This window comes from Catellatospora sp. NPDC049609 (assembly GCF_040675365.1).
Classification (GTDB): Bacteria; Actinomycetota; Actinomycetes; order Mycobacteriales; family Micromonosporaceae; genus Catellatospora.
Genome location: NZ_JBFAOU010000288.1, coordinates 1 through 6,219, shown reverse-complemented (window position 1 = coordinate 6,219; position 6,219 = coordinate 1). Strand labels below are relative to the sequence as shown.

7 protein-coding genes are annotated in these 6,219 nt (G+C 73.7%); 3 read left to right on the top strand and 4 right to left on the bottom strand.

Translation table 11 applies throughout. The annotated features are described in order from the left end of the window. Positions 1-52: 52 nt before the first annotated feature. From AB0J67_RS38500 to AB0J67_RS38490, 3 genes are all read right to left on the bottom strand, one after another. Positions 53-1,165: a hypothetical protein gene (locus AB0J67_RS38500; protein ID WP_363490337.1), complete on the bottom strand. Its 1,113-nt coding sequence runs from the start codon at positions 1,163-1,165 to the stop codon at positions 53-55. A gap of 197 nt (positions 1,166-1,362) precedes the next feature. Then, on the bottom strand, positions 1,363-2,325 hold the full coding sequence (locus tag AB0J67_RS38495) for a hypothetical protein (RefSeq protein WP_363490335.1): 963 nt from the start codon (positions 2,323-2,325) through the stop codon (positions 1,363-1,365). Positions 2,326-2,382: 57 nt separating this feature from the next. Then, positions 2,383-2,754: a hypothetical protein gene (locus AB0J67_RS38490; RefSeq protein WP_363490333.1), complete on the bottom strand. Its 372-nt coding sequence runs from the start codon at positions 2,752-2,754 to the stop codon at positions 2,383-2,385. A 76-nt stretch (positions 2,755-2,830) separates the two neighbouring features. Between AB0J67_RS38490 and AB0J67_RS38485 the strand changes: the two genes are divergently transcribed. Beyond that, on the top strand, positions 2,831-3,481 hold the full coding sequence (locus AB0J67_RS38485; RefSeq protein WP_363490331.1) for an HAD family phosphatase: 651 nt from the start codon (positions 2,831-2,833) through the stop codon (positions 3,479-3,481). 39 nt (positions 3,482-3,520) lie between these two features. Here AB0J67_RS38485 and AB0J67_RS38480 read toward each other — a convergent pair whose 3' ends face one another. Then, a complete protein-coding gene (locus AB0J67_RS38480; RefSeq protein ID WP_363490329.1) occupies positions 3,521-4,414 on the bottom strand; it encodes an LLM class F420-dependent oxidoreductase in 894 nt (297 codons plus the stop codon). A 126-nt stretch (positions 4,415-4,540) separates the two neighbouring features. Between AB0J67_RS38480 and AB0J67_RS38475 the strand changes: the two genes are divergently transcribed. Both AB0J67_RS38475 and AB0J67_RS38470 read left to right on the top strand, forming a co-directional pair. Beyond that, positions 4,541-5,278: an ABC transporter ATP-binding protein gene (locus tag AB0J67_RS38475; RefSeq protein ID WP_363490327.1), complete on the top strand. Its 738-nt coding sequence runs from the start codon at positions 4,541-4,543 to the stop codon at positions 5,276-5,278. Continuing rightward, positions 5,275-5,943: a hypothetical protein gene (locus AB0J67_RS38470; RefSeq protein WP_363490325.1), complete on the top strand. Its 669-nt coding sequence runs from the start codon at positions 5,275-5,277 to the stop codon at positions 5,941-5,943. Before AB0J67_RS38475 ends, AB0J67_RS38470 begins: the two co-directional genes overlap by 4 nt. Positions 5,944-6,219: the final 276 nt, after the last annotated feature.

The following is a 6,219-nucleotide window of genomic DNA, read 5'->3' as shown; positions in this document are numbered from 1 at the left end:
CCGCACCTTCACCGGCCGGTGAAGGTGCGGTGCCCCCGAGTCGCGTCGCGGGTCAGCCGAGCGGCGCGTCCACCCGGGCCGGGTCCATGGTCGGCGGCGGCGTGGCAGGGGCCGGGTCGACCGCGCGCATCAGCTTCGTCGGCTGCGGCACGGGCCCGCCCACCGGCGGTGGCGGCAGCGCCGTCGGCGGCTGCAGCCCCGGGTTCGCCATGGATCCAGAGGGTACGGCGGGCGTGCTCGGCGACGGTCCAGCCGATCCCGACGGTGCCGCATACGGGTCACCCGGCTCGGACGGTGCCGCGACCTGGTCACCCGGCTCCGACGGCGCCACGACCGGTCCGGTTGAGCTGGACGGTGCCACGACCGGCTCACCCGACGGAGCCGCGAAAGGCTCAGCCGATCCGGACGGCGTCGCCGACCTCGACGGCCTCACATCCGGCCCGGTCGACGCGTCGGGAACGGCCGAGGCAGACGGATCTGCCGACGCAGACGGGTCCGGCGACGGGCTGACCGACGTGTTCGGATCTGCTGACGGGATCAACGACGGGTTCGCTGACCCGGATGGATCCGGCAACGGGCTCGCCGATGTGCTCGGATCTGCCGACGGGCTTGCCGACGCGGTCGGGTCCGGCGACGGGGACAGGTTGTTGTCGTCGTCATCGTCGCCGGAGCAGCCGCCGCAGCTGTAGTACAGGATGTCCCAGTGGTTGCCCTCGTCGGTGTAGATGTTCCCGGAGGGCGCCTTGTACTGGTAACCCCAGCCGCGGATGTAGCCGACGTACCGGAAGTAGCGCTTGATGTACTTCCCGATGCAGGCGTACTTGCTGATGTCGATCTTCCAGCCGTTCCAGTGCGTGTACGTGCCGGAGCCGTGACCGGTCTCGGTGCCGCCAGTGATCCGCAGGTCGCATTTGCTGGCCTTGTGCAGGGTCAGGATGCCGTCGACGGTGCTCCGCCGGATCCGCTCGAACGAGGTGCAGTTCGGGTTGTTGCGGTGGGAGCAGTTCCCGCTGGACCAGATGGAGATGCCCGCGTCCTGGAAGATGTCGACGGCGCTGCGGTGGCTGAGGTGCGCGGCGGCCTGGGCGCCGGGGCCGGGCCAGCCGAGAATCAGGACGGTTGCCGTGGTCAGCAATAAGAGACCACGTCGCATGGGGCGGCGCATGGCGAATCTCCGCTGTTAGGGGACGTGAACGGGTTGCCATGACCGTACCGACATTCGGAACAAACCGGACGAGGATCCGCGAAATCGACGAAATCTCCTCGGGTCCATGGGTGCCTCTCCCCGACGCGACAACTCCTGGGTTGTCGCGACAACCTAGGAGTTGTCGACCACAGCCGTGGTGTGGTCCCGGCCGCCGCCTACCCGGCGGAGAGGATGCGCGCCACCGCCGCGGCGGCGGACTCGTGGTCCGCGACGGCGACGGCCTGCGCGTCGGGCCGCAGCAGACCCGGCCCACCGGCCAGCGGTCCGCCCGGGTGGTGCGGAGCCAGGTTGAAGTGCAGGTGGGGCACGCGGTCGCCGAACACGTACACGTAGACCTTGTCCGCGCCGGTCGCCTCGCGCAGCGCGGCGGTGGCCCGGGCCAGCGCGGAGCCGAGCGTCGCCGCCTCCGGCCCGTCCAGGTCGGTGACGTAAGGGATGTGCCGCCACGGTTCCAGGTGGGCGAACCCCGCCACCGGTCCCTGCAGCAGCACGGACAGCCGCCAGTGCGCATCGGCCCACACCCGCCGCCGCTGGAAGTACGCATCCGCGTCGGCGACCCGGCACAGCAGGCAACCCAGGCCGGCCGGAGCGACGCCGGCAGCGTTGGTCCGATCCCCGCCGATCCCATCGCCGTCGGTCCGGTCGGTCCGGTCCCCGCCGGGCGTGAGCGCACCTGATCCGCCTGCGTGCGGGTCCGCGTCGCGCGAGCGGGCAACCAGCCTGCGCCGGTGCCGGATCATCAGCGGCGCGGCGACCGCGCCGACGCCGACCGCGACCGCCGCGGCGACCGGAACGGAGCTGCCTGGAACCAACAGCACGGCGAAGAACACCGTCGGGACGAAGAGGAGCGCGTCCCCGGCCACGTGGCGCGTCGACCATTCCCGCGTGGCGCGCGGCCGCCACAGCGGGACACCGAACATGCCCCCGTAGAACACCACTGCGGTCAGGCCGAGCGGCCACCCGTGATAGCGGGTCATGGAGAGCCCGATCCCGGCCAGGATCAGCATGAACGGCGCGAAGAGCATCAGGCGTGCTCGCGTCGGCATCCGCTCCAACCAGGCCTGATAACCCAGGGCGGCCGCGGTGACCGGGCCTTGGCCGGTGGGGTCGAGGGACATGCCGTCATTGTGCGGGAGGCCGGCACACCCGGCTGTCCCTCGGCCCGCCGGCCAGGGTCACGGCGCGGGAGCGGGGCGGGTGGTCCAGCTTCCGGCGCGGGAGGTGGCGACGGTGAGCGCGTCGGCGGCGAGCCCGCCGTGGTCCTCGGGGCTCATGGTGTACACCCCGGTGACGCCGATGCAGCAGGCGCTCTCCAGCGCGTCGCGGGCCGCCTTCCGGTCACGGTGGCCGAGGAACGCCTGGTGCAGCAGGGTGACCGCGTCGGCGGCGTACCCGGCGGACGGGTCGGCCGGGCCGGGCGCGTCGGCGAACTCCGCGAAGCGGCGCAGCGGCGACCAGTGCGGCAGCGTCTCGGCGGCCTCGGCGGCGACGGGCACCAGGGCGTCACCGCCCGCACGTGGATCGACCGGGCCACCGCGATACCACATCCTTTTTGTCCGTTTAGTGACACCGCGATCACACCCGCGCTGCGCGCGCCACGTGTCGGCGTGGCAGCCTGTACCCGTGATCAAAGCGGTGGTGTTCGACTGCGACGGCGTGCTGGTCGACTCGGAACGGATCAACAACGCGGTCTTCGCGGAGCTGGCCACGCAGGCCGGGCTGCCCACCACCCTGGAGCAGAGCATCGCCCGCTACATGGGCCGGTCCACCGTGGAGTGCGTCGCCGACATCGAGCGCGAGCTGGGCCGCCCGGTCGGCTTCGACCTGCCCGCCGAGTACGAGCGCCGCGTGCTCACCCGCCAGCGCGACGAGCTCGTCGCGATCGAGGGCGTACGCGACCTGCTCGAACTGCTGCGCGACGCGGCGGTGCCGGTGTGCGTGGCGTCCAGCGGCACGCCGCATGAGATCGCGTTCCGGCTCGCCGTGACCGGGCTGGACGCCTACTTCGGCGCGCACACCTACAGCGCGTCCCTGGTGGCGCGTGGCAAGCCCGCGCCGGATCTGTTCCTGCTGGCCGCCGACCGCATCGGCGCCGACCCGGCGCACTGCGTGCTGCTGGAGGACAGCCCGTTCGGCGTACGCGGCGGCAAGGCCGCGGGCATGACCGTCATCGGGTACGCGGCCCTGGCCGCCCCCGACACGCTGCGCGCCGCCGGTGCGGACCGGGTCGTCACCGCCATGGCGCAGGTGCCGGAGCTGCTCGGCCTGCGCTGAGCCGCAACCGTCGCGGCCGGGCGGGTGCCCGCGCCCGGATCAGAGCGCGTGCACCGGTCCGACCACGTGCTCGCCGACGCCGCGCAGGAACGCCACCGGCTCGGCCATCGCCGGCATCAGGTGCACCGCGCTCACCCCGAGCGCCGCGAACGGCGCGAGCCGCTCCGCCAGCTCGGCCCCACCCGCCGCGTCGGGCGTGATCGCGTCAGTCCAGGTGACCGTCTTGCGGATGCGGCCGTAGTCGGTGCCCTCACGCTCGCAGTGCCGGGCCAGGATGTCGAGCTTCGCCTTGACCTGCTCCGGCCCGACCTGCGGCCCGGCGAACAGGTTGCAGGCGTCGGCGTACTTCGCCACCAGCCGCAGGGTCTTCTTCTCGCCCCCGCCGCCGATCATGATCGGCGGATGCGGGTCGGCCGTCGGCTGCGGCGAGTTCACCGTCGCGGCGAGCTGGTAGTGCCGCCCCTGGAACGGGCCGTCGTCCGGGCTCCACATCTGCCGTACGATGCGCAGCGCCTCCTCCAGCCGCTCGAACCGCTCCGCCACCGGCGGAAACGGCACCCCGTACGCGGCGTGCTCGCCCTCGTACCAGGCGGCGCCGATGCCGAGCACGGCCCGGCCGCCCGAGAGCACGTCCAGCGTGGACACGATCTTCGCGAGCAGCCCGGGATGCCGGTAGGTGACCCCGGTGACCAGCAACTGCAGCTGGACCGTGCTGGTGTGCGCGGCGAGGAAGCCGAGCGTGGTGTACCCCTCCAGCATCGGCGCGTCGGGCTCGCCCAGGCCCGCGCCCTCCATCTGGAGGTAGTGGTCCATGACCGACAGGTTGTCGATCCCCGCCTCCTCGGCCGCACGCCCGGCGGCGGCCAGGGTCGGGGCGATCGCCGCGACGCCGCCCGGGTACGTGAAGTTGACCAGGTGCACGCCCAGTTCCATGCGCTGCTCCGAGCTCGATGACCGACTTGCACGGACGGTCGATTTTATGCCGCCGTGGGTGTCGCCGGGGCGCCGCCCGGAGATCGGCCGCAGACGGCACGGCCGCACCGGTGGCACAATCGCCCGGTGCATCTCGACGACGTGTGGCTGCGCTACCGCCGCGGCGGACCCTGGGTGCTGCGGGAGGTCTCGGCCGAGCTCAGGCCCGGTGAGATCGCGGTCGTGCTGGGCCGCAACGGCGCCGGCAAGTCCACGTTGCTGCAGCTCATCGCCGGGGTGCTGCGCCCCGTCCGGGGCCGGGTGAGCGACCGCCCCGCCGCCGTCGGCTGGGTGCCCGAACGCTTCCCCGCCGACCAGCCGTTCACGGTGAACGCATACCTGCGTGCCATGGCCGCGGTCCACGGACTCGGCGCGGCCGCCGCCCGGCGGGCCGTGGACGGCTGGACCGACCGGCTCGGGATAGGCGGATTCCGCGACGTGAAGCTGGCCGAGCTGTCCAAGGGCACCGCGCAGAAGGTCGGCCTGGCGCAGGCGCTGGTCGCCCCGCCGGGCCTGCTGATCCTCGACGAGCCGTGGGAGGGCCTCGACGCCGCGACCCGCGACCTAGTGCCCGAGATCGTGCTGGAGGTCGCCGCCGCCGGCGGGTCCGTGCTGGTCAGCGATCATCGCGGCGAGACGGTGCGGCTGCCCGGCGCCGCCCGCTGGACGGTCGCCGACGGGCGGCTGGCGGTCGAGCCCGCCGACGCCGCGCAGCACTGCGTGGTGGAGGTCGCGGTCAGCGCCGCGGACGTCGCGGGCGCCGTCGCGCGCCTGCGCGAACAGGGCCACCACGTGCTCCGGGTACGCGAGGAGGTCGGCTCGTGAGCGCACTGACCGGGATGCGCCTGCGCGGCTTTGTCCGCACCGGCCGGGCCGTCGCGCCCCTGATCGCGGCCCTGGCGGCGCTGTCGATCCTCTACGGCGGCGGCAAGGCCGAGGCCGGCGAGGCGTACGGCGTCTCCGCCCTGATCCTGTTCCCCGTGCTGGCCTGGCAGACGAAGATCCTGCTCGACGTGGAGCCCGACGTGCAGCGGCGGCTGGCCCGCGTCGCGAGCGGCGCGGCGTGGCGCGAGATCGTGTCGGGGCTGCTCGCCGCGGCCGTCGCCGGGCTGGGCACGATCGCCGTCGCCATGGTCGTGCCGTGGGTGCTGCAGGGCGTCGAGGGCGACCTGAGCGGTGTCGCCATCGGACTCGGCGCACACCTGCTGGCGCTGGCCCCGGCGCTCGCGCTGGGCGGGCTGGCCTGCCGCGCGGTCACCCGCACCGCGGGCAACGGCGTGGCCGTGCTGGTCAGCGGCTCGGTGCTGGCGATCGTGCTGGGCCTGCAGGGCTCCCCGGCGCCGTGGCTGGTCCCGCCGCTGATGGCCACCGCCCGGTTCACCACCTCCGGCGGCTCGACCGCGACCGGCCTCTGGCTCGCCGCCCAGGCGGCCCTGTGGTCGGCCGTGGCCCTTGCCGCCTACGCCCGCCTCCGCCGCGACCGCGCCTGAGACCGCGCCCCGGGTGTCCGACTCCCGGCTGTTCGATTCCGGCGCTGCGCCGCCGGCGGCCGCCGGGCCGGGACATGCCGCCTTCGGCGACCCGGCACGAGCACGCGCAGCGCCACGTCCGCGCTGGCACGCGCCAGCCCGGCCCGCCCTGCCTGCCCGCGTGTCAACTTCTGGGTTGTCGCGACAACCCAGAAGTTGTCTCGCGCCCGCCGACGAGGTCAAGGTGCGCGGCCTGCTGGAGCGCTACGGCGAGCGCGACTCGCTGGAGATCGGAAG

Excerpts from the sequence above, each read along its gene's own strand:
- AB0J67_RS38500 (WP_363490337.1), bottom strand. The coding sequence starts at position 1,165 with ATGCGCCGCCCCATGCGACGTGGTCTCTTATTGCTGACCACGGCAACC.
- AB0J67_RS38495 (WP_363490335.1), bottom strand. The coding sequence starts at position 2,325 with ATGTCCCTCGACCCCACCGGCCAAGGCCCGGTCACCGCGGCCGCCCTG.
- AB0J67_RS38490 (WP_363490333.1), bottom strand. The coding sequence starts at position 2,754 with ATGTGGTATCGCGGTGGCCCGGTCGATCCACGTGCGGGCGGTGACGCC.
- AB0J67_RS38480 (WP_363490329.1), bottom strand. The coding sequence starts at position 4,414 with ATGGAACTGGGCGTGCACCTGGTCAACTTCACGTACCCGGGCGGCGTC.